This window comes from Nonomuraea sp. PA05, assembly GCF_008086045.1.
Classification (GTDB): domain Bacteria; phylum Actinomycetota; class Actinomycetes; order Streptosporangiales; family Streptosporangiaceae; genus Nonomuraea; species Nonomuraea monospora.
Window position 1 is genome coordinate 15999 of the sequence record NZ_VSEY01000062.1, and the last position, 18054, is coordinate 34052.

Here is an 18054-nt window from a genome sequence, read left to right on the forward strand (position 1 = left end):
GTGACACCCCGTCCCGGCCTGGGGCTGCGCGCGCGGCTGATGGCCGCGTTCGCCCTGCTGTGCGTCGTCACCGCGGCCGCGGTGGCCGGCGGGATCTACGTGCAGGCCCGCACCGCCATCCTGGAACGGACGCAGGACGCCGCGGCGTACGCGATGACGGACCGCCTGGAGACGCTCTACCCGCTGCGTGACCTGGAGCCGGGCCCGGCCGAGCTCGGCGAGATCGCCGGCACCGTCAAGGACGGCAACCTCGCCGCGGTCGCCCTCTACGGGCAGGCGCGCTCCCCCTCCGGCCTCGACGTCGAGCTGATCCCCGGCGGGCTGCGGGACCTGGTGGCCGGCGGCGACATCGGGTGGCAGCGCGTCCTGTGGCAGGGCCGCCCCTACCTGGTCATCGGCGCGCCGATGCTGATCGTCGAGCCGGGCCGCGCGACGCGGACGTCCGGCATCGAGGTGTACGTCGTCCGCAGCCTGCAGCCCGAGCAGGACAGCATCGACGAGCTGGCCATGGCCGCCTGGCTCGCCGGCGGCGCCGCTTTGGCGTTCGCGGTCGCCCTCGCCTGGCTGGCCACCCGGGGGGTGCTGCGCCCGGTGCGCGAGCTGGGCCGGGCGGCCCGCCTGCTGGGCCAGGGCGAGCTGCGCGCCAGGATCGAGGTGCGCGGCTCCGACGAGCTGGCCGACGTGGCGCACACGTTCAACGACACCGCCGCGGAGCTGGAACGGCACGTCGAGCAGTTGCGCGGGATGGAGGCCGACGCCCGCCGGTTCGTGGCCGACGTGTCCCACGAGCTGCGCACCCCGCTGGCCGCGCTCGCCGCCGTCGCCGACGTCCTGGACGAGGAGGCGGCCCGCCTGCCGGAGCCGGCGGGACGCGCCGCCAAGCTCGTCAGCCAGGAGACGCTCAACCTGACCGGGCTGGTGAACGACCTCATCGAGATCAGCAGGTTCGACTCAGGCGTCGCCGTCCTCGCGCTGAACGAGGTGGACGTGGGCGAGCTGGTGCGGGCGACCCTGCGCGTCCGGGGCTGGTCCGGCACGGTGGACGCCGACCTGCCGGCCGGCGTCACGGCGCGGCTGGACCCGCGCCGCGTGGACGTCGTCCTGGCGAACCTCGTCGGCAACGCCCTGCGGCACGGCGAGCCCCCCGTGTCGGTACGGCTGCGCGCCGAGCCCGGCTGGATCGTCCTGGAGGTGCGCGACCACGGGCCGGGGCTGGACGAGGCGGTGCTGCCGCACGTGTTCGACCGGTTCTACAAGGCCAGCGCGGCCCGGGCCAGGTCGGAGGGCAGCGGGCTCGGCCTCGCCATCGCCCGGGAGAACGCGCTGCTGCACGGGGGCGACCTCACCGTCGCCAACGCCGGCCCAGACGGGGGCGCGGTGTTCACTTTGCGCCTGCCGCGCCCGGCTCCCGAACCGGATGGAGAACCCGCATGAGAATGGCACTCTCGCTGGTGGTAGTGGTGGCCCTGGCGGGCTGCGGTGTGCGGCCCACCGGCGTCATCCCCGGCGGCGACCCGCCCAGCGGGCTCGTCGCCCCGAGTGCGCGGGTCACCATCTTCCTGGTCAAGGACGACCGGCTCAGCGCGGTGACGCGGCCCGATCGCCGGGCGACCCAGGCGAACGCGCTCACCCTGCTGGCAGAGGGGCCCACCGCCAGCGAACGGTCACAGGGGTTCACCACCGAGGTGCCGGCCGACGCCGCGCCCTTCTCGGTCAGCGACGCCTCCGGCGGCCACCTGATGGTGAACCCGGCCACGCCGGGCGGTGAGCTGTCCCCCCTGGCGGTCGAGCAGATCGTGTGCACGCTGGCCGCCGCGGTGCCGGAGGATCGTGCCCGGATCACCGTGGTGGGTCATGGGGAGGAGGTCGATCCCCAGCAGTGCCCGCAGGTGCCGGGAACGATCGGTCCTCCGCAGGAGCCTGCCAGGGGCCAGGGCGGCTGATCCCGGCTGCGGCAGGAGCCTCGCCAGCTCAAGCAGCCCGCCGCGCGGGCCGGTCACCGCGTACGTTCGTGCCAGGCTGCCCCGCCTCGGCCGCCGGGGCGTGGGAGGACGGCGACCGGCCCGGGAACCTGGCGCCCGCCGATGGGGCCGTCCCGGTGGCGATGTGCGAGATCCCCCTCCCCTACCGGACCCCGCCGCCGCAGGGCCAGGTGCGGGTCAGGAAGCTCACCACCCAGGTCGACGCCACGCGCGACGTGGACGCGGGGCTGCGCCGGAGCGAGGCCGCGAAGGGGCGCGTCCTGGGAGACGATCTCCACCTCGGCGAGATCTGCCCCGCCATCGGCTACGGCACGAGCCTGTCCGTCGCAGGCCCGGCCGAAGCCCGTCGGGCCTCCCGGCTGCGCGGCCGGGCTGCCCGCCGCGAACGTCGACCTGCGCCCATCGACGTGGTGTGGGTGGGCGGCAGGGATCCGGGCGGTGATCAGTTCTCGCGCGTCCAGGCGGGCGTGATGCGCACCTCGCTCATCCGCCAGCCCGCCGCCGTCCGCACCACGGTGGACCTCATCCGCAGGCCGCCCGTGAAGTGCGGCGCCTGGCCGGCGCGGTAGTAGTACACGAGCGAGTTGGCGGTGGCGGTCGCCTGGTCGCCGTCGAGCTCCACCAGCAGGTCCGTGGTCGTGTGCTGGGTGTGCTGCCCCTCGACCTCGGATCCGCGCATGAAGGCGACGACCTTGTCGAGGCCGCGCAGCTCGCCTCCGCGCGGCGAGTGCACCGCCACGTCCTCGGCGAAGACGGTGGCCGCGCCTTCCCAGTTCCCTTCGTCGAGCAGGCCGGCGAAACGGGTGAACAGGTCGGCGATCTCGAAACGGTCGGTCAGCGACGTGGTCATGACATCCTCTTTCATTGGTTGAACCAACGTTGGCAGGACCAACTATACATAGCCGGCGAGGCGGTACAAACCATTAGTTGTGCGAATATAATCGTTATATGCCTATAACCAGATCGGCGACCGCTCCGGCCGCGACCGCCCCGGCCCTCAGCCCCCGCCGGCGGATGCTCGTCCTGGCCATCTGCTGCATGAGCCTGTTCATCGTCGGCCTGGACAACACGATCGTGAACATCGCGCTGCCCGCCATCCGCCGCGACCTCAACGCCTCCGTCTCCGGCCTGCAGTGGATCATCGACGCCTACACGGTCGTCCTGGCGAGCCTGCTCATGCTGGCCGGCTCGACCGGCGACCGGGTCGGCCGCCGCCGCACGTTCCAGACGGGCCTGACGCTGTTCACGCTCGGCTCGCTCATGTGCTCCCTCGCGCCCAGCCTGGGCTGGCTGATCGCGGCGCGGGCGCTGCAGGCGGTCGGCGGCTCCATGCTCAACCCCGTCGCCATGTCGATCATCACGAACACCTTCACCGAGCCCCGCGAGCGCGCGCGGGCCATCGGCGTGTGGGGCGCCGTGGTCGGCGTCAGCATGGCGCTCGGCCCGCTGGTCGGCGGCACGCTCGTCGGCTCCGTCGGCTGGCAGTCGATCTTCTGGATCAACATCCCGGTGGGGGTGGCCGCGTTCGTGCTGTGCGCGCTGTTCGTTCCCGAGTCGCGCTCGCCGCGCCCGCGCCGCGCGGACCCGGTCGGGCAACTGCTGGTGATCGTGCTGCTGGCCACCCTGACGTACGCCTTCATCGAGGCGCCCGCCGCCGGCTGGGGCTCGCCGCGCACGCTGGGCTGCTTCGCCGTGGCCGCGCTGGCGCTGGCCTGCCTGGCACCGTACGAGCTGCGCCGCGCCGAACCCCTGATCGACCTGCGCTTCTTCCGCAGCGTGCCGTTCGCCGGCGCCACCGTCATCGCCGTGTGCGCGTTCGCCGCGCTGGGCGGCTTCCTGTTCCTCAACACCCTCTACCTCCAGGACGTGCTGGGCCTGTCCGCCCTGCACGCCGGCCTCTACACGCTGCCCATGGCCGCGCTGACCGTGGTGTGCGCTCCCCTGTCCGGCCGGATCGTCGGCAACGCCGGCCCCCGCGTGCCGCTGCTCCTGGCCGGGGTCACCATGACGGGCAGCGGCCTGATCATGACGGGGCTGTCGGCGGACACGCCGATCTGGCAGCTCATGGCCGCGTACGTGCTGTTCGGGCTGGGCTTCGGCATGGTGAACGCACCGATCACCAACACGGCCGTCTCCGGCATGCCGCGCGCCCAGGCCGGGGTGGCCGCGGCCGTGGCCTCCACCAGCAGGCAGATCGGCCAGTCGCTGGGCGTGGCGGTCCTCGGCGCGCTGGTCACCTCGGCCGTCGTGGGACCGTTCGCCACCGGGTTCCCCGCGGCCAGCCACGTCGCCTGGTGGGTCATCGCGGGATGCGGCCTGGCGATCGTGCTGCTCGGTATCCTGACCACGACCGGCTGGGCCCGCCACAGCGCCGCCCGTACCGCCGAACGGCTCGCGCAGGCTTCCGACAGAACGGCGGACACCTCATGATCGACCCCCCGGACCAGGAGGCGGTGGCCCGCGTCTGGGCCGCCATGTACGACCTCGTCCTGCGCCAGGAGGACCGCCGCAAGGAGGTCGCCGAGACGCTCGGCATCAGCTTCTTCCGGGTCAAGGCGCTGCGCCGGCTGCTCGCGGGGCCGATGACGATGCGGGAGCTGACCGCCGAGCTGTCCACCGACAAGCCGTACACCACCCTGATGGTGGACGACCTGGAGCAGCGCGGCTACGTCACCCGGAGCGTCTCCCCCGACGACCGCCGCAGCAAGATCGTCACCCTCACCCCGGCGGGGACGGCCGTCGCCGAGGAGGCCGAGCGCATCCTGGCCCGCCCGCCGCGCTCCCTGCTCGCGCTCGGCCCCGGCGACCTGGCCGACCTCGACCGCATCATGGCCAGGCTGCTCACCTGAGACAATTACTCTATGTATACAAAGAGTTACTCTCTGCGTTACCTTGTCGCGCATGAAGATTCCGACAGGGCGGCGCAGGGTCGTGGCCGCCGTCGCCGCCGTCACGGCGGTGCTGCTCCCCTCAGCGGTGGCGCGGGCGGCCGAGCCTCCCGTACCGATCCAGCTCTTGGCGATCAACGACTTCCACGGCAACCTGGAGCCGCCCGCCGGCGGCACCGGCATGGTGACCACCCAGGGGGCGGGCGGCAAGCCGGTGGAGGTGCCGGCGGGCGGGGCGGCGTACCTGGCCACCCACCTGAAGCGGGCGCGGAAGCAGCACAGCCTCACCGTCTCGGCGGGCGACAACATCGGGGCCAGCCCGCTGCTGTCGGCGGCCTACCACGACGAGCCGACCATCGAGTCGCTCGGCCTGATGGGGCTGCGGGTCTCGACCGTGGGCAACCACGAGTTCGACGAGGGCCTGGTGGAGCTGAAGCGCATGCAGGAGGGCGGCTGCCACCCGCAGGACGGCTGCGCCCAGGCCGGGCGCCCGTTCCGCGGCGCGTCCTTCCCCTACCTGGCCGCGAACGTCATCGAGACGGCCACCGGCAAGCCGATCTTCCCGCCGTACGTGGTGAGGACCGCCGCCCCCGGCGTCAAGATCGGCTTCCTCGGCATGACGCTGAAGGACACGCCCGCCGACCTGGAGCCGGCGGCCGCCGCGGGCCTGCGCTTCCTGGACGAGGTCAGCACCGCGCGCAAGTACGTCCCCGAGCTGCGCCGCGAGGGCGTCGAGGCGATCGTGCTGCTGCTGCACCAGGGCGGCAAGGCGGCCAGCCAGATCTACGACTACGACTGCGACGCCGGCGGCCCGGGCTCCGGCCTGTCGGGGCCCATCGTCGGGCTGGCCGAGCAGCTCGACCCGGAGATCGACCTCATCGTCGCCGGGCACACCAACCAGTCGCACGTGTGCACCATCCCCGACCCCGGCGGCGCGCGCCGCCTGGTGACCAGCACCTCCTCGTTCACCAAGATGTTCACCGACATCACGCTGCCCTACGACCGCCAGGCGGGCGACTTCGTCCGGTCCGGGATCCGCGCCCGCAACGTGATCGTCACCCGCGACGTGCCCGAGGACCCCGACCAGGCCGCGCTCATCGCCCGCTGGGAGAAGCTGATCGCGCCGGTCGCGAACAAGGTGGTCGGCTACATCGCCAAGGAGCTGCGCGGACGCGGCTCCGAGGCACTGGAGAAGCCGCTCGGCAAGGTCATCGCCGACGCCCAGCTCGCCGCCGGCAAGTCGCAGGGGGCGCGGGTCGCGTTCGTCACGCCCGGCGCGATCAGATCGGACCTGGTGTACGAGAACGGCGGCGCGGTCACCTACGCCCGCGTCTTCGCCGTGCAGCCCTTCTCCACGCCCATGACCACCCTCGACCTGACCGGCGCCCAGATCGTCACGCTGCTGCGCCAGCAGTTCATCAACCAGTCGCGGGACATGGTGCTCCAGGTGTCGGAGGGCTTCACCTACACCGTGGACACCACCAAGTCAGGCGGTGACCAGGTCGTCGCCTCCAGCATCAGGCTCGACGGCAAAGCCCTGGAGCCGGGCAGAACGTATCGAGTGACCGCCAACGACTACGTGGCCTCCGGCGGCGACAACTTCACCGTCATGCGGGAGGGCCAGAATCGGGTGAGCAACGGCACCGACACCGAGGCACTGGCCGACTACCTGCAAGTGCGCGGCCCGGCGGACGACCCGGTGACCGAGCCCGCCGACCGCATCACCTTCCGCACCCCCTGAGCGGCGTGGCCGTGGGCGCGCCCGCCGTGCCAGACTGCGCGTCATGGTGGCCGACGCCCTGATCCCGTGGTTGCTCGACTCCGACCCGGCCCTGCGCTGGCAGGTCGAACGGGACCTGCTGCACGAACCGCCCGAGGTCTGGGAGGCGACGCGCGCCAGGGTGGCGACCGAGGGTTTCGGCGCCCGCCTGCTGGCCCTCCAGGACCCGGACGGCCAGTGGGCGGGCGGCGCGTTCTTCCCCGCCGGTCACGACTTCTCCCCCACCGCGGACGGCCAGCCCTGGACGGCGACGACGTGGACGCTGAACACGCTGCGCGAGTGGGGCCTCGACGCCGCCGCCCTGCGCGGCACGGCCGAGCTGCTCGCGAAGAACAGCCGCTGGGAGTACGAGGACCTGCCGTACTGGGGCGGCGAGGTCGACTGCTGCATCAACGCCTGGACGGTGGAGAACGGCCTGTGGCTCGGCGCCGACGTCACCGGCATCGTGGAGTGGTTCGTGGCGCACCGGCTGCCGGACGGCGGCTGGAACTGCGAGTGGGTGGAGGGTTCCGCGCGCTCGTCGTTCCACTCCACGCTGAACTCGCTCAAGGGCCTGCTCGCCTACGACCTGGCGACCGGCGGCACGGAGGCGACGCGGGCCGCCCGGCGGGCCGGCGAGGAGTACCTGCTGCGGCGCGGGCTCTTCCGCCGCCTGTCCACGGGCGAGCCGGTGGCACCATGGGTGGACCGCTTCGTCTACCCGTTCCGCTGGCTCTACAGCGTGCTCAACGCGGCCGACTACTTCCGCCGGTCGGCGCTGGGCGACGGCGTGCCGCCGGACCCGCGCATGGCCGCGGCGATCGAGCGGATCCGGGCCGCCCGGCAGCCGGACGGCACCTGGCCGCAGGGCCGCCCGCTGGCCGGGGAGGTGTGGTTCGAGGTGGACGTGCCGGAGGGTGAGCCGTCGAAGTGGCTGACCCTGTACGGGACGCGGGTGCTCGACTGGTGGGGCTCCTAGAGCCTGCCGAGGCCCTTGGCCAGGACGGTCGCGGTCCTGGCGATGGTCCGGTTGTCGGTGGGCAGGCCGGGGGTCCGGTTGGTGTAGACGGCCATGATGATCGGAGCGCCGCCCTTGCGCGGCCAGATGACGGCGATGTCGTTGCCGCCGCCGAAGCCGTCGGAGTTGGTGCCGGTCTTGTGGGCGATCGTCCACGTGCCGGGCAGGCCGGCGGGGATGCGTTCCGCGCCGACCTTGCTCGCGAGCAGCCAGGCGACGAGCTGCTCGCGGTCCTTGGCGTGCAGGGCCGTTCCGGTGGCGAGGGCGCGCAGGTCGGCGGCCATGGCGGCGGGGGTGGTGGTGTCGCGCTTGTCCTTGGGGGTCCAGTCGTTCAGCTCGGGGTGCCAGCGGTCCATGCGGGAGACCGGGTCCTTGAGCGTGCGGAAGAACGCGGTCATCCCCTTGGGCCCGCCGATGAGCTTCATCAGCAGGTTGGACGCGGTTCCGTCGCTCTGGGTCACGGCCGCCACGCACAGCTCGGAGACGGTGAGCCCGTCCTTGACGTGCTTCTCGGTGACGGGCGAGTTGGGCTTCATGTCGGCGGCCGTCCACGTGATGCGCCTGCTCATCAGGCCCGGCTGCCGGGTACGGGCCAGGTGCAGGACGGCGGCGCACAGGGGCGCCTTGAACGTGGACAGCATGGGGAACCGCTCGCCGGCCCGGTAGGTCAGGGTCTTCCCGGTGGCGGTGTCGATGGCGTAGGCGCCGATGCGTCCTTTGAAGGCCACCTCCAGCGCCCGCAGCTCCTTCTTGACCGCGGCCTCGGCGGCGACGGCCACCGCCGGCGCCGCTGCCGAGGCCGAGGCGGTGCCGGTGGTCACTCCGGCGCCGCCCACGAGGGCGATCGTCAGGGCGGTCGCGGCGCACAGGTGTCGCATCTGCTCAGTCCTTCGCTGGTTCGTCCGGAGCTCAGGAGCCAAGCAGATGCGATCAAGGTCTGTCTAATAGCGGTATCGGCCTCGCGCCGATATCCGCTCGCATATGGATGCTGGTCACAGGGCAGGCCCGCAGGGCGCGGTGGCGGGTCAGGCGGCGCGGCTGCGCGCGGTGATCAGGCCGATCAGGCGGGCCGGGTCCTCGACCGTGACCGTCAGGCCGGGATGGCGGAGCACGCCGAGGGGTTCGCTGCCGGACACCGACCGCCGGAACGTGATGCAGACGCCCTGCGTGGTGCTGCTGCCGAACGTCAGCCCGCCGTCGGCCATCGACACGCGCACCCCGATCGCCTTGAGCGGCGAGAACGGCCCGGACGGCTCCGCGCCGGTCACGTTGTGCCGGGGCGACAGCACCAGCCACGGCCCGAACCGCACCCGCAGCAACTCGTCGCTCAGTGTCAACCGGCAGGTCGAGGGGCGGATGCCGAGGACGGCGAGCAGCGGACGGTAGCGTTCCTCGAAGGCGAAGCCGAATTCCTCTACGTGACTCACCTGCTCACGGCTACCCGGAGCCCCAGGTCCTACACGCCTGCCTCGCGGTCCGGGCGGGGCCAGGGACGGCCGCCGAGGCGTTCGATGTCGGTGTTGAAGCGCTTGAGATAGGCGGCGAAGGCGGCGACGTCGTCGGCGCTCCACCCGGCCAGCACCTTCTCCAGTCCGTTGATGTTCCTGGCCCGCTCGGCGTCGAGGTAACGCTCGCCCTCCTCGGTGAGGCGGAACTTGCGGGCGATGCCGCCCTGCGGGTCGGGGATGCGCTCGGCCAGGCCCTGGCGCAGCAGCGCGGAGGTGTGCCGGTTGAGGGTGGACACGTCGAGCCGGAAGGCCTCGCTGAGCTGCCCGATGGACATCGGGCCCGCCATGCGGATGCGGCTGAGCAGGATGTACGCGCTGCGGTCGAGGTGGCGGTGCTGGCCGAGCAGCATCGTCTCGTACTCGATCAGGTGCGTGGGCTTGTCCATGCCGGTCCTTCTGTCCATCCGATGCGGGTCAGCCTATCGGCGGCGAATTCCCGCACAATGTGCATGTAACACACTATGTGTAGTGTGCACATCTCTTCCGACGTCGAGAGTTTCGAGGGGGATCCGCGTGGAAGACACTCGCTCCCAGGGCATCGTCACCGTGATGGCCGTGGCCGGCATCGTCGCCGCACTGTCACAGACCCTGGTCGTGCCGCTGATCGGCGTGCTGCCGGCCCTGCTGCGCACCACGGCGTCGAACGCTTCCTGGGTGATCACGGTCACGCTGCTGGCGGGAGCCGTCACGACGCCGGTGATGGGCCGCTTAGGCGACCTGTACGGCAAGCGCCGGATGATGCTCGTCTGCTCGGTGCCGCTGGTCGTGGGCTGCGTCGTCTGCGCGTTCGCCGGGTCCCTGGCTCCGATGGTCATCGGGCGGGGGCTGCAGGGCATGGGCATGGGCATGATCCCGCTGGGGATCAGCGCCCTGCGTGACGTGCTGCCGCCGCACCGGCTGGGGCCCTCGATCGCGCTGATGAGCTCGTCCATGGGCATCGGCGGCGCGCTCGGCCTGCCGCTGTCGGCCGCGGTCGCCGAGTACGCGAGCTGGCGGGTGCTGTTCTGGGGCTCGGCCGCGCTGAGCCTGGTCGTGGCCCTGCTGATCTGGCTGCTGGTGCCGGCCACGCCCGCCAAGGCGCGGGGGCGCATCGACCTGGCCGGCGCGCTCGGCCTCGGCGCGGCCCTGGTGTGCCTGCTGCTCGGCGTCTCCAAGGGCGCCGACTGGGGCTGGTCGAGCGGCACCACGCTCGGCCTGCTGGGCGCCGCGGTGGTGCTGCTGCCCGCGTGGGGCTGGTGGGAGCTGCGGGTCCGCGACCCGCTGGTGGACCTGCGGGTCACCGCCCGCCCTCAGGTGCTGCTGACGAACGTGGCCTCGATCGTGGTCGGCTTCTCCATGTACGCGCAGTCGCTGATCGTCATCCAGATCCTCCAGCTCCCGGCCGCCACCGGCTACGGCCTGGGCCAGTCGATGCTTGCCGCCGGCCTGTGGATGGCGCCGTCCGGCCTGATGATGATGATCATTTCGCCGATCGGCGCCCGCCTGTCGGCCGCCCGCGGCCCCAAGACCACGCTCCTCGTCGGCAGCCTCGTCATGGCGCTCGGGTACGGCCTGTCGCTGGCGCTGCTCGGCTCCACCTGGGGCATGCTGGTGATCACCTGCGTCATCGCGATCGGCGTCGGCTTCGCGTACGGCTCGATGCCCGCCCTCATCATGGGCGCGGTGCCGCTGTCCGAGACCGGCGCGGCCAACAGCTTCAACACCCTGATGCGCTCGATCGGCACCACCGTGTCCGCCGCCGTGATCGGCGTCGTCCTGTCACAGCTCACCATCGACTTCGGCGGGCACCCGCTGCCGTCCGAGACCGGGTTCCGCACGGGCCTGCTCATCGGCTGCGGCGCGGCCCTGGTGGCGGCGGCGGTCACCATGACCCTGCCCGGCCGCCGCGACCGCGACGAGCAGGCCGGGACGCCCGTGCCGGAGGCGGTCAAGTCCTGACCGTGAACACGAAGCGGTGCTCGCCCGGCGGGACCCGCGCCGCCAGCCGGGCGCGCCTCCCCTGGTCAGGCGATCCGGTTGAGGTCGGCCACGCGGACGGCGCCGCGCAGCGGCCGTCCCCTGACCAGCCGCTCCACCTCCGCCACGGCGAACTCCCCCAGCCTGCGCAGCTCCCTGCCCCTGGCCCCGCTGATGTGCGGCGTCACCAGCACGTTGGGCAGGCCGAGCAGCGGATGCCCGGCGGGCAGCGGCTCGGGATCGGTGACGTCGAGCACGGCCGAGATCCGCCCGCCTGAGCACTCGCGGACCAGAGCGGCGGTGTCGATGAGCGCGCCGCGCGCGGTGTTGACCACCACGGCCCCGTCGCGCAGCAGCGCCAGCCGCCGGCCGTCCAGCAGCCCGCGTGTCTGCGGCAGCTCGGGCGCGTGCACGGTGACCAGCTCGGCCGCGCGGCACAGCTCGTCCAGCGGCACGATCGAGACGCCCAGCCGCGCCGCCTCCTCCGCTGTCACGTAGGGGTCGCTGAGCAGCACCCGCGCCCCGTGCGACCGCAGCCCGCCGATGACGAGGCGGCCCACCCGGGACGCGCCGATCACCCCGACGGTCGCGCCGCCCAGCCCGCCGCGCTCCCCCGGGGTGGCTACGCCGGGCAGCGCGTCGCCGGACCAGCCGCCCGCCGTGTACGCCCGCGCCCTGGCGAACGCCTGCTTGGCCGCCAGCACCAGCATGGCGAGCGTGAACTCGGCCACCGGCACGGCGTTGGCCTGCGCCGCCGACGACACGGCGATGCCTCGGTCGAACACCGCCGCCGTCAGGTGCCCCTTGACGCTGCCCGCCGCGTGGACGACGGCCCGCAGCCGGGGCGCGCCGGCCAGGACGTCGGCGTCGATGCGCGGGCAGCCCCACCCGGTGATCAGGATCTCGGCGTCGAGCGGGCCGTCGAAGGCGTCGATGACGCGTTCGTGCACGCGCCCGACCAGCGACAGGCGGCGGCGCAGGTCGAGCGGGAACAGCTCGGGCAGCAGCGGCGGCTGCATCGCGAACGCCATCAGGGGGGCCTTGACCCGCATCGTGGGCGCGGTCATCGGGGCCCGAGGGGCCTGACCGAGTCGCGGACCACGATATGGGTGCCGAGCGTCAGCGGGCTGGTGGTCAGCCGGCCGAGCGCGAGGCGTACGGCGGCCCGGCCCAGCTCGTCGTGCGGCAGGTGCACGGTGGTCAGGTGCAGGTCCTGGGCGGGCGGCACGTCGTCGTAGCCGACGATGGACATGTCGGCGGGCACCCGCAGCCCGTGCTCGTGCAGCGCCTGGATCGCTCCCGCGGCGACGAGGTCGTTGCCCGCGAAGACGGCGGTGAAGTCGGGCGGCCCCGCGGCCAGGCGGCGGCGCATCGCGGCGTATCCGGCGTCGCGGTCGAACTCCGCCGCGACCTCCAGGGACGGGTCGGCGGGCACGCCGTACTCGGCCAGCGCGCCGCGATACCCGGCCACGCGGGTGTCGGAGGTGGTGTGGCCCGGCCGTACGCCCAGGTAGAGGATCCTGCGGTGGCCGGCCGAGAGCAGGTGGGCGGTCACGGCGCGCGCGCCGCCGGTGTTGTCGAAGCCGACCACGAGGGCGGGCGCCCCCTCCCCCAGCGGTGGCCGGCCGCACAGGACGAGGCGGGAGCCGGCGGCGGCCAGCGCGTGGGCGTACTCGGTCATGCGCTTGCGGTACTCCTCGTCCACGATCACGCTGCCGACCAGGATGACGGCCTCGGCGCGCTGCTCGCGCAGGAGTTGCACGATGGACAGCTCGCGGCCGTTGTCGCCGCCGGTGGTGCAGATCAGCGACAGCCTGCCCTCCTGCGCGGCCTGGTCCTCCACCCCCTGGGCGATCAGCGCGTAGTACGGCACCGCGATGGTGTTGACGACGATCGCGATGGCCCCGGGGCGGGCCGCCGACAGGGCCCGGGCGTGCGCGTTGGGGACGTAGTCGAGCTCGCGCACGGCACGCATGACCTTGTTGCGGGTGGCCGCCAGCACCGGGTACTCGCCGCCCAGCACGCGGGAGACGGTGGCGACCGAGACTCCGGCCTTCCTGGCCACGTCCCTGATGGTGACGCGTCGGGGTGTGGTCATGCGATCTCCCAGGTGAGCGCCGATCAGGTAATCGGTTACTTGAGCAGTGTCCTGGACGCTAGGAGATCCATCCGGACCCGTCAAGCCCGCCCCCAGCTCGTTTGTAACGAAAAGTTAACAGCGCATTGACGGCACAGGAGATCCGCGTCTAGCGTCCGGCTCACGACGTCTGAAGTAACCGGTTACCTGACATCGGCCCCGACTCATTCCCCCCAGCGAGAGGTGGCCCCGATGGACAGACCACTCACCCGGCGCGGACTTCTGAAAGGCTCCGTGCTCTTCGTCGCCGGCGCCGCCGTCTCCGCGTGCTCCACCGGAGACCCGCTGGCCAAGGGCACGGCCGCGCCCGCCGGGAGCGGCGCCCAGATCACCCTGACGCACTGGTACCACGAGTACGGCGAGGAGGGCACGCAGCAGGCGGCCATGAAGTACGCCGCCGACTTCACCAAGGCCAACCCCGACATCGCGGTCAAGGTCTCCTGGATCCCCGGCGACTACGCCACCAAGTGGACGGCCGCCGTGCTCACCGCGGAAGGCCCCGACGTCTACGAGGTCAACGACGTCAGCCCGAACATGGTCAAGGCCGGCCAGGTCACCCCGCTGGACGACGTGCTGGGTGCGGAGAAGGCCGATTTCAACGCCAAGGTGCTGGCGCCGTACACGTGGGGCGGCCAGGTGTACGCGGTGCCCATGATCATCGATCCGATGCTGGTCTTCTACCGCAAGTCGCTCCTCCAGAAGGCCGGCGTGAGCGTCCCGACGAGCTTCGCGGAGTTCTCCGCGGCGGCCAAGAAGCTCACCCAGGGCAAGCAGAAGGGCCTGTTCGTCGGCAACGACGGCATCGGCGACCTGGGCCTGGTGGGGGCCTGGTCGAACGGCAACCTCCTGGTGAACGAGCGCGAGATCACCTACGACGACCCGAAGGTGGCCGAGGTGCTGACCGCGCTCAGGGACCTCTACGAGGCCAAGGCCACCCTCCAGGGCTACTCCACCGACTGGTGGGACCCCGGCGCGCTGATCAACGGGGCGGCGGCCATGCAGTGGTGCGGCCTGTGGGCGGTGCCCGGCCTGACCGAGGCGCTGGGCGACGACTTCGACGCCTTCGCGCTGCCGCCGTTCGGGCCGGGCGGGCAGGCCGTGGTCAACATGGGCGGCTGGGTGCAGGTCGTCAACGGCAAGAGCGCCCACCTGGAGGCCGCCAAGAAGTACGTGCGCTGGCTGTGGGTGGACAACACCGCCGCCCAGACCGACTGGAGCCTGGCCTACGGCTTCCACATCCCGCCCCGCAACAGCGCCGCCGCCAAGGCCGACAAGCTGAACACCGGCCCGGCCAAGACCGTCATGGACGCGGTGGCCGCCAGCGGCATCAAGCAGCCGGCGCTGTGGACGCCCGAGGTCCGCGCGCCGTACGAGGACGCGATCCTGGCGATCGTCGGCAAGGGCGCCGACGCGGACAAGACGCTGGCGGCGGCGGCCAAGCGGTCGCAGGACATCCTGGACAAGGTTCCGGTGCTATGACGGCGACGGCTCCGGCCCGCCCCGCCACCGGGCGGTCCCGCCGCGCTCCGGGGCGGCGGGCCGCGCGCTGGCCCGCCTGGCGCGCGTTCCTGCTGCTCACGCTGCCGATGGTGGCGGGGCTGTTCGTGTTCAAGTACGTGGCCATCGGCTGGGGGCTGCTGCTCAGCTTCAACGACGCCCGCGGCACGATCGCGCTCGGCGACTGGAACGGCCTGGAGAACTACCGGCGCCTGCTGAGCGACCCGGCCTTCACCCGGTCGCTGGTCACGATCCTGCTGTTCACGCTGTTCATCGTGCCGGTGACGTTCGCCGTGTCACTGGGCCTGGCGGTGCTGGTGAACCGGCTGCGGCGGGGCCGGGCGCTGTTCCGCACCACGTTCTTCATCCCGGCGGCCGTCTCGTACGTGGTGGGCGCGCTGGTGTGGAAGATGAGCCTGTTCAGCGGCACGCCGTCGGGCGTCGCCAACAGCCTCGCCTACCTGCTCGGCTACCAGGACTCGATCGGCTGGGTGGCGACCGTGGACCCGCCGCTGTACTGGATCGTGCTGGTCACGGTGCGGCTGTGGCTGCAGACCGGCTTCTACATGATCCTGTTCCTGGCCGGCATCCAGCAGGTGCCCGCCCAGCTCTACGAGGCGGCCCGGGTGGACGGCGCCGAGTCCGAGGGCAGGCTGTTCCGGCACATCACCTGGCCGATGCTGCGCAACACGTCCGTGGCCGTGGTGCTGCTGCTGATCATCAACGCGTTCCAGGCGTTCGACGAGTTCTACAACATCCTGGCCTCCAACCTGTCGGGGCTGGGCCGCGCCGACGGCCGCACGCCGCTGATCCACCTGTTCCAGACGGCGCTCGGCGAGCAGAACTACGGCGCCGGGTCGGCGGGGGCGTTCGTGGTGACCATGCTCATCGTGGTGTTCACGCTGCTGCAGGGCCGCTTCGCCGGGTTCGGCAGGAGCGAGGAGGAGGGCTGATGAGGAAACGGCATCTGGGCTCGTACGCGGCGGTGATCGTCTTCGCGGTGCCGTTCCTGCTGCCGTTCTACCTGCTCATCCGCAACGCGCTGATGACCAGGCGGGAACTGGGCTCGCTCGACTGGCACTGGTGGCCGGAGACGGTCACCTTCCAGGGCTTCGCGGACGCGTTCGGCAACGAGGCCGTGCCGCTCGCGCACGCGCTGTGGAACTCGTTCCTGATCGCCGCGATCTCCGCGCCGCTGTCGACGCTGCTGGCCTCCATGGCCGGGTACGCGCTGGCCCGCGTCCCCGTGCCCGCCGCGAAACCGGCGTTCTTCTTCATCATCGCCACCATGATGGTGCCGGGCGCGGCCACGTTCATCCCGACGTTCGTGGTGGTCGGCTCGCTCGGCGGCGTCAACACGATGTGGGGGCTGATCGTCCCCGGCCTGTTCAGCGCGTTCGCGGTGCTCCTGTTCCGCGGCTTCTACCTGCGCTTCCCGCGCGAGCTGGAGGACGCGGGCCGGGTGGACGGCCTGGGCTACCTCGGCCTGTACGGGCGGCTCGCGCTGCCCAACTCCGGGGCCCTGTTCGCCTCGCTCGGCATCCTGTCCTTCATCGAGCACTGGAACGCGTTCCTGTGGCCGCTCGTCATCGGCCAGGACCCGGAGTTCTGGACGGTGCAGGTGGCGCTGTCGACCAACCTCAACCAGCAGGCGGTCAACCTGCCGGCGCTGTTCGCCGGTGCGCTCGTGGCCATCCTGCCCCTGGTCGCCCTGTTCCTCATCGCGCAGCGGTGGATCGTCAGAGGCGTCCTGCTCACCGGCATCAAAGGCTGACCTCTTCGGTCAAGGCTGATCGGAGCACCCTCATGTCCCGTGTCCTCCCCCTGCTCGCCGCCCTCGTCCTTGCCCTCTTACCGGGGCTCCCCGCTCGGGCGGCAGTTCCCGCCACCGTCGCTCACGCGGCGGCCCCCGTCACCGTCGCGGTCGGCGCCCAGTTCACCGACACCTCGGGCAACCTCCTGCACGCCCACGGCGGCGGCGTGGTGAAGGCCGGCTCCTACTACTACTGGTTCGGCGAGAACCGCAACCCCGACGGCACCTTCCGCTACGTCTCCGCCTACCGCTCGTCCGACCTGCGCACCTGGGAGTTCCGCAACCACGTGCTCACCCAGTCCAGCGCCCCCGAACTGCAGGTCGCCAACATCGAACGCCCCAAAGTGATCCACAACCCGGCCACCGGCCAGTTCGTCATGTGGATGCACAAGGAGAACGGCAGCGACTACGGCGAGGCCCGCGCGGCCGTGGCCGTCTCCAGCACCGTGGACGGCGCCTACACCTACCTGCGCAGCTTCCGCCCGCTCGGGCACATGTCCCGCGACATCACCGCGTTCGTGGACACCGACGGCACCGGCTACATGATCTCGGCCGCCGACGAGAACTACGACCTGCACGTCTACCGGCTGACCCCGGACTTCACCGACGTGGCCGCCCTGGTGCGCATGTGGGACGGCGACCACCGCGAAGCGCCCGCCCTGTTCAAACGCAACGGCGTCTACTTCATGCTCACCTCGGGCGCCACCGGCTGGCAGCCCAACCAGGCCAAGTACGCCACCGCCACCAGCATCACCGGCACGTGGAGCGCCTGGCAGAACGCCGGCGACACCCTCACCTACGGCTCCCAGCCGGCGTTCGTCCTGCCCGTCCAGGGCACGTCCGGCACCTCGTACCTCTACCTGGGCGACCGGTGGGCCGGCGCGTGGGGCGGCCCGGTCAACGACTCCCGCTACGTCTGGCTTCCCGTCCAGTTCCCCGGCAACACCACCATGACCCTCACCTACGCCCGCCGCCTCACCCTCGACACGGCCGCTGGAACCATCACCACCACCGGCACCGGATACGACCGGCTGACCGTGCGGCACTCGGGCAAATGCGTGGACGTGCGCAACGGCTCCACGGCCAACCTCGCGGCCGTCATCCAGTACGACTGCAATGGTGGCACCAACCAGCAGTGGCGCATTCAGTCGGTCAGCGGTGGTCACGTGCAGATCGTTGCCCGGAACTCCGGGAAGTGCCTTGACGTGAACGGGGCCAGCACCGCCGATGGGGCCGCTGTGCAGCAGTACGGGTGCGGGGCGGGGAGTAATCAGCAGTGGACGGTGCAGGATGCGGGGGGCGGGTATGTGCGGGTGGTGGCCAGGCATTCGGGGAAGTGCCTGGATCTGCCCAGCTCGGCGACGGGGAATGATGTTCAGTTCAAGCAGTACCCCTGCAATGACGGCCAGAATCAGCAGTTCAGCAGGTCAGAGCTCTGACAGAGATTCGTTGGGTGATGGATGTCGGATCGAGGGTTCGGCCGATCGTCTATGAGT

General features: G+C 71.8%; 17 protein-coding genes. 11 read left to right on the plus strand and 6 right to left on the minus strand.

The window, feature by feature from the left end:
• Entirely contained in the window at positions 1-1434 is a 1434-nt protein-coding gene (locus tag FXF51_RS54620) for a sensor histidine kinase (RefSeq protein ID WP_222871899.1), read from the plus strand.
• Positions 1431-1943, plus strand: a complete 513-nt coding sequence (locus FXF51_RS54625; RefSeq protein ID WP_148442798.1) for a GerMN domain-containing protein — start codon at positions 1431-1433, stop codon at positions 1941-1943. The genes FXF51_RS54620 and FXF51_RS54625 overlap by 4 nt, the downstream gene beginning before the upstream one ends.
• A gap of 481 nt (positions 1944-2424) precedes the next feature.
• On the opposite strand, the gene FXF51_RS54630 is transcribed toward FXF51_RS54625, so the two are convergent.
• Positions 2425-2832, minus strand: a complete 408-nt coding sequence (locus FXF51_RS54630) for a nuclear transport factor 2 family protein (protein WP_148442799.1) — start codon at positions 2830-2832, stop codon at positions 2425-2427.
• Between the two features lie 98 nt (positions 2833-2930).
• On the opposite strand from FXF51_RS54630, the gene FXF51_RS54635 reads away from it, so the two are divergent.
• The 4 genes from FXF51_RS54635 to FXF51_RS54650 are packed head-to-tail and all read left to right on the plus strand — an operon-like array spanning position 2931 to position 7608.
• Positions 2931-4412: an MFS transporter gene (locus FXF51_RS54635; RefSeq protein WP_187415083.1), complete on the plus strand. Its 1482-nt coding sequence runs from the start codon at positions 2931-2933 to the stop codon at positions 4410-4412.
• Positions 4409-4831: a MarR family winged helix-turn-helix transcriptional regulator gene (locus tag FXF51_RS54640; RefSeq protein WP_148442800.1), complete on the plus strand. Its 423-nt coding sequence runs from the start codon at positions 4409-4411 to the stop codon at positions 4829-4831. The genes FXF51_RS54635 and FXF51_RS54640 overlap by 4 nt, the downstream gene beginning before the upstream one ends.
• 52 nt (positions 4832-4883) lie before the next feature.
• Positions 4884-6611 carry a bifunctional metallophosphatase/5'-nucleotidase gene (locus FXF51_RS54645; protein WP_148442801.1) on the plus strand — a complete coding sequence of 576 codons (1728 nt, stop codon included), beginning with the start codon at positions 4884-4886 and terminating at the stop codon, positions 6609-6611.
• Between the two features lie 43 nt (positions 6612-6654).
• On the plus strand, positions 6655-7608 hold the full coding sequence (locus tag FXF51_RS54650) for a squalene cyclase (protein ID WP_148442802.1): 954 nt from the start codon (positions 6655-6657) through the stop codon (positions 7606-7608).
• Here FXF51_RS54650 and bla read toward each other — a convergent pair.
• From bla to FXF51_RS54665, 3 genes are all read right to left on the minus strand, one after another.
• Positions 7605-8525: a class A beta-lactamase gene (gene bla / locus FXF51_RS54655; RefSeq protein ID WP_148442803.1), complete on the minus strand. Its 921-nt coding sequence runs from the start codon at positions 8523-8525 to the stop codon at positions 7605-7607. The genes FXF51_RS54650 and bla overlap by 4 nt on opposite strands.
• A gap of 147 nt (positions 8526-8672) precedes the next feature.
• Complete coding sequence (locus tag FXF51_RS54660; RefSeq protein ID WP_148442804.1) at positions 8673-9074, minus strand: hypothetical protein; 402 nt, start codon at positions 9072-9074, stop codon at positions 8673-8675.
• Between the two features lie 29 nt (positions 9075-9103).
• A complete protein-coding gene (locus tag FXF51_RS54665; RefSeq protein WP_187415084.1) occupies positions 9104-9541 on the minus strand; it encodes a MarR family winged helix-turn-helix transcriptional regulator in 438 nt (145 codons plus the stop codon).
• 127 nt (positions 9542-9668) lie between these two features.
• Between FXF51_RS54665 and FXF51_RS54670 the strand changes: the two genes are divergently transcribed.
• A complete protein-coding gene (locus FXF51_RS54670; RefSeq protein WP_262380514.1) occupies positions 9669-11093 on the plus strand; it encodes an MFS transporter in 1425 nt (474 codons plus the stop codon).
• 65 nt (positions 11094-11158) lie between these two features.
• Here FXF51_RS54670 and FXF51_RS54675 read toward each other — a convergent pair whose 3' ends face one another.
• Positions 11159-12178 (minus strand): hydroxyacid dehydrogenase, encoded by a 1020-nt coding sequence (locus tag FXF51_RS54675; RefSeq protein WP_262380515.1) that lies wholly within the window; start codon positions 12176-12178, stop codon positions 11159-11161.
• Positions 12175-13209 carry a LacI family DNA-binding transcriptional regulator gene (locus tag FXF51_RS54680; RefSeq protein WP_148442806.1) on the minus strand — a complete coding sequence of 345 codons (1035 nt, stop codon included), beginning with the start codon at positions 13207-13209 and terminating at the stop codon, positions 12175-12177. The genes FXF51_RS54675 and FXF51_RS54680 overlap by 4 nt, the downstream gene beginning before the upstream one ends.
• A gap of 231 nt (positions 13210-13440) precedes the next feature.
• On the opposite strand from FXF51_RS54680, the gene FXF51_RS54685 reads away from it, so the two are divergent.
• The 4 genes from FXF51_RS54685 to FXF51_RS54700 are packed head-to-tail and all read left to right on the plus strand — an operon-like array spanning position 13441 to position 17997.
• Positions 13441-14727, plus strand: coding sequence for an ABC transporter substrate-binding protein (locus FXF51_RS54685; RefSeq protein ID WP_148442807.1), 1287 nt, complete (start codon positions 13441-13443; stop codon positions 14725-14727).
• Complete coding sequence (locus tag FXF51_RS54690) at positions 14724-15698, plus strand: carbohydrate ABC transporter permease (protein WP_148442808.1); 975 nt, start codon at positions 14724-14726, stop codon at positions 15696-15698. Before FXF51_RS54685 ends, FXF51_RS54690 begins: the two co-directional genes overlap by 4 nt.
• A complete protein-coding gene (locus FXF51_RS54695; RefSeq protein ID WP_148442809.1) occupies positions 15698-16519 on the plus strand; it encodes a carbohydrate ABC transporter permease in 822 nt (273 codons plus the stop codon). The genes FXF51_RS54690 and FXF51_RS54695 overlap by 1 nt, the downstream gene beginning before the upstream one ends.
• Positions 16520-16551: 32 nt before the next feature.
• The gene (locus tag FXF51_RS54700; protein ID WP_148442810.1) at positions 16552-17997 is read left to right on the plus strand and encodes an RICIN domain-containing protein; all 1446 of its coding nucleotides are present in this window, start codon (positions 16552-16554) and stop codon (positions 17995-17997) included.
• Positions 17998-18054: the final 57 nt, after the last annotated feature.

Bases quoted from the DNA above. Each gene is read 5' to 3' on its own strand.
- FXF51_RS54625 (WP_148442798.1), top strand. From the start codon at position 1,431: ATGAGAATGGCACTCTCGCTGGTGGTAGTGGTGGCCCTGGCGGGCTGC.
- FXF51_RS54630 (WP_148442799.1), bottom strand. From the start codon at position 2,832: ATGACCACGTCGCTGACCGACCGTTTCGAGATCGCCGACCTGTTCACC.
- FXF51_RS54635 (WP_187415083.1), top strand. From the start codon at position 2,931: ATGCCTATAACCAGATCGGCGACCGCTCCGGCCGCGACCGCCCCGGCC.
- FXF51_RS54640 (WP_148442800.1), top strand. From the start codon at position 4,409: ATGATCGACCCCCCGGACCAGGAGGCGGTGGCCCGCGTCTGGGCCGCC.
- FXF51_RS54645 (WP_148442801.1), top strand. From the start codon at position 4,884: ATGAAGATTCCGACAGGGCGGCGCAGGGTCGTGGCCGCCGTCGCCGCC.
- FXF51_RS54650 (WP_148442802.1), top strand. From the start codon at position 6,655: ATGGTGGCCGACGCCCTGATCCCGTGGTTGCTCGACTCCGACCCGGCC.
- bla (WP_148442803.1), bottom strand. From the start codon at position 8,525: ATGCGACACCTGTGCGCCGCGACCGCCCTGACGATCGCCCTCGTGGGC.
- FXF51_RS54665 (WP_187415084.1), bottom strand. From the start codon at position 9,541: ATGGACAAGCCCACGCACCTGATCGAGTACGAGACGATGCTGCTCGGC.
- FXF51_RS54675 (WP_262380515.1), bottom strand. From the start codon at position 12,178: ATGACCGCGCCCACGATGCGGGTCAAGGCCCCCCTGATGGCGTTCGCG.
- FXF51_RS54680 (WP_148442806.1), bottom strand. From the start codon at position 13,209: ATGACCACACCCCGACGCGTCACCATCAGGGACGTGGCCAGGAAGGCC.
- FXF51_RS54685 (WP_148442807.1), top strand. From the start codon at position 13,441: ATGGACAGACCACTCACCCGGCGCGGACTTCTGAAAGGCTCCGTGCTC.
- FXF51_RS54690 (WP_148442808.1), top strand. From the start codon at position 14,724: ATGACGGCGACGGCTCCGGCCCGCCCCGCCACCGGGCGGTCCCGCCGC.
- FXF51_RS54695 (WP_148442809.1), top strand. From the start codon at position 15,698: ATGAGGAAACGGCATCTGGGCTCGTACGCGGCGGTGATCGTCTTCGCG.
- FXF51_RS54700 (WP_148442810.1), top strand. From the start codon at position 16,552: ATGTCCCGTGTCCTCCCCCTGCTCGCCGCCCTCGTCCTTGCCCTCTTA.